This window comes from Citreimonas sp. (assembly GCF_042096055.1).
In the GTDB taxonomy this organism is placed as follows: Bacteria; Pseudomonadota; Alphaproteobacteria; order Rhodobacterales; family Rhodobacteraceae; genus Citreimonas.
The window spans coordinates 1-3,434 of sequence record NZ_JBELMH010000156.1; the positions used below are offsets into that span (position 1 = coordinate 1).

Consider the following 3,434-nt stretch of genomic DNA (forward strand, 5'->3'; position numbering starts at 1 on the left):
CAGGGCGGCGAATGCGACCTGCAGGACCAGGCGATGGCCTACGGCGTCGACTTCAGCCGCTACCGCGAACCCAAGCGCGCGACCGAGGATCTCGACCTCGGCCCGCTGGTCGAGACGCACATGACGCGCTGCATCTCCTGCACCCGTTGCGTGCGCTTCACCACCGAGGTCGCGGGCATCAGCCAGATGGGCCAGACCGGACGCGGCGAGGATGCCGAGATCACGTCCTACCTGGGCGAGACGCTGAACTCGAACCTGCAGGGCAACATCATCGACCTGTGCCCGGTGGGCGCGCTGGTCTCGAAGCCCTACGCCTTCACCGCGCGTCCGTGGGAGCTGGGCAAGACCGAGACCATCGACGTGATGGACGCGCTCGGCAGCTCGATCCGCGTGGACACGAAGGGGCGCGAGGTCATGCGCATCCTGCCGCGCAACCATGACGGCACCAACGAGGAATGGATCTCGGACAAGACGCGCTTCGTCTGGGACGGGCTGCGCCGCCAGCGGCTGGATCGTCCTTACGTGCGCGACAACGGCAAGCTGCGCCCGGCGACCTGGCCCGAGGCGCTGACCCGCGCGACCGAGGCGATCCGCGGCGCGAAATCGCTGGCCGGCATCGTTGGCGACCTCGCTCCGGTCGAGGCGGTGTTCAGCCTCAAGCAGCTGATCGAGGGGCAGGGCGGCGTGGTCGAATCGCGCACCGACGGCGCACGCCTGCCCGCCGGCAACCGCAGCGCCTATGTCGGCAACGTGGCGGTCGAGGACCTGGACACCGCGCGTGACATCATCCTGATCGGCACCGATCCGGCTGTCGAGGCGCCGGTGCTCAACGCGCGCATCCGCAAGGCGTGGATCAACGGCGCGACCGTGCAGCGCGTCGGCCCCGTCAGCGACCTGACCTACGACGTGGTCGAACTGGGCGCGGGGCGTGATGCTCTGGCCTCGCTCGACGCGCCCGAGGACGCGATCGTCGTGGTGGGCATGGGCGCGCTGCGCGAGGCCGACGGCGCCGCCGTGCTGGCCAAGGCCATGAGCCTGACCGGCCGGATGCTGGTGCTGCACAACGCCGCCGCCCGCGTGGGCGCGCTGGACGTGGGCGCCGTGACCGAGGGCGGCATGGACGCGGTCGGAAAGGCCGACGTGATCTACAACCTCGGCGCCGACGAGGTCGAGATCGCGCCGGGCGCCACGGTGATCTACCAGGGCAGCCATGGCGACCGCGGCGCGCATCGCGCCGACATCATCCTGCCGGCCGCCGCCTACACCGAAGAGCAGGGCCTATTCGTCAACACCGAAGGGCGTCCGCAGCTTGCCCTGCGCGCGGGCTTCGCGCCCGGCGAGGCCAAGGAGAACTGGGCCATCCTGCGCGCGCTCTCGGCCGAGCTGGGCGCGACCCAGCCCTGGGACAGCCTGGCGCAGCTGCGCCAGAAGCTGGTCGAGGCGGTGCCGCACCTGGCCGAGGTCGACTCGGTCCCGGAAAGCGACTGGCAGCCGCTCGATCAGGCGGCTCTGGGCGACGCGTCGTTCCGCTACGCCATCGGCGATTTCTACCTGACGAACCCGATCGCGCGCGCGTCCGAGCTGATGGCCGACCTGTCGCGCCGCGCGAAGGAGCGCGCCGAGACGCCGCTGGCGGCGGAGTAATCCATGCCGCCGCGGTTCATCCCGGCGCTGGCGGTCCTGCTGGCGGCCACGGCCTGCGCCCCCGCGCAGGACGTCTACGCCGCGCCGCTCGAGGCCGAGTACCTGGGCGTGAAGACCCGGCTGCTGGACGGCGACCTGGTCAACTTCCACGTCGAGATGCGCGGCGCCCGGGGGCCGCGCGACGTCGAGGATTACGCCGAATGCGCCGCCGCGCAGTACACCCTGATCCGGGGCTACGGCTTTACGCGGCATTTGCGCACGAATGTGGACGAAGAGGGTGGCCTCTGGCGGGCGGATGCGATTTACACCATCTCGCCGGCGCTGCCCCGCGGGCTGAAGACCATCGACGCCGAGGTGGTCTCCAGCGCCTGCACCGAAAACGCGATACCGATGGTATGAGGTCCCGATGGGAGAGTTCCTGACCACGCCGCTGGGCACGCTGGCGATCATCACCGCGCAATGCCTGGCCGTGCTGGGCTTCGTGATGATCAGCCTGCTGTTCCTGGTCTATGGCGACCGCAAGATCTGGGCCGCCGTGCAGATGCGCCGGGGCCCCAACGTCGTGGGCATCTTCGGGATCCTGCAATCGGTCGCGGACGCGCTGAAATACGTCACCAAGGAAGTGGTGATCCCCGCCGGCGCCGACCGGTCGGTGTTCATCCTGGCGCCGATGACATCCTTCGTGCTGGCGGTGCTCGCCTGGGCGGTGATTCCGTTCGACGAGACCTGGGTGCTGTCGAACATCAACGTCGCCATCCTCTACGTCTTCGCGATCTCGTCGCTCGAGGTCTACGGCGTGATCATGGGCGGCTGGGCGTCGAACTCGAAATACCCTTTCCTGGGCTCGCTGCGCTCGGCCGCGCAGATGATTTCCTACGAGGTCAGCATCGGCCTGATCATCATCGGCGTGATCCTGTCCACGGGCAGCATGAACTTCGGTGCGATCGTCTATGCGCAGGACACCGCGGCACATTTCTTTGGCTGGTACTGGCTGCCGCATCTGCCGATGGTGTTCCTGTTCTTCATCTCGGCGCTGGCCGAGACGAACCGCCCGCCCTTCGACCTGCCCGAGGCCGAGTCGGAACTGGTCGCGGGCTACCAGGTGGAATACTCCTCGACCCCGTTCCTGCTGTTCATGGCCGGCGAATACATCGCGATCTTCCTGATGTGCGCGCTGACCACGCTGCTGTTCTTCGGCGGCTGGCTGTCGCCGATCCCGGGGCTGCCGGACGGAGCGCTGTGGATGGTCGCGAAGATGGCGTTCTTCTTCTTCCTGTTCGCCATGGTGAAGGCGATCACGCCGCGCTACCGCTACGACCAGCTGATGCGCCTGGGCTGGAAGGTGTTCCTGCCCTTCAGCCTGGTCTGGGTGGTGTTCGTGGCCTTCGCGGCCAAGTTCGAATGGTTCTGGGGCTTCTACGCCCGCTGGCCGCTGGGCGGCTGACGTGAGGTCGGCCTCCGGGCTGGCCGATGACTGACCGGCGGGCGTCCGCGCCCGCCCCCGACACGCTGGCGGGGCACTGCGCCCCGCGTTAGGAGCACGACAGATGGCGACCATGGATTACGGACGCGCCGCGGGATATTTCCTGCTGACGGACTTCTTCAAGGGGATGGGCCTGGGCCTGAAGTACTTCTTCAGCCCCAAGGCGACGCTCAACTACCCGCACGAGAAGGGCCCGCTGTCACCCCGCTTCCGGGGCGAGCACGCGCTGCGCCGCTACCCCAACGGCGAGGAACGCTGCATCGCCTGCAAGCTGTGCGAGGCGATCTGCCCCGCGCAGGCGATCACC

The 3,434-nt window shown here is 68.5% G+C and carries 4 protein-coding genes; all 4 read left to right on the plus strand.

Annotated elements, in window-relative coordinates; translation table 11 throughout:
* On the plus strand, positions 1-1,644 hold a 1,644-nt coding region (locus ACFDTC_RS17885; protein WP_375260230.1), incomplete at its 5' end, for a molybdopterin-dependent oxidoreductase.
* A gap of 3 nt (positions 1,645-1,647) precedes the next feature.
* A complete protein-coding gene (locus ACFDTC_RS17890) occupies positions 1,648-2,043 on the plus strand; it encodes a hypothetical protein (RefSeq protein ID WP_375260231.1) in 396 nt (131 codons plus the stop codon).
* A gap of 7 nt (positions 2,044-2,050) precedes the next feature.
* Complete coding sequence (gene nuoH, locus ACFDTC_RS17895; RefSeq protein ID WP_375260232.1) at positions 2,051-3,088, plus strand: NADH-quinone oxidoreductase subunit NuoH; 1,038 nt, start codon at positions 2,051-2,053, stop codon at positions 3,086-3,088.
* Positions 3,089-3,191: 103 nt separating this feature from the next.
* Positions 3,192-3,434 (plus strand): NuoI/complex I 23 kDa subunit family protein (locus tag ACFDTC_RS17900; RefSeq protein WP_375260233.1); only part of this gene is annotated, 243 nt, incomplete at its 3' end.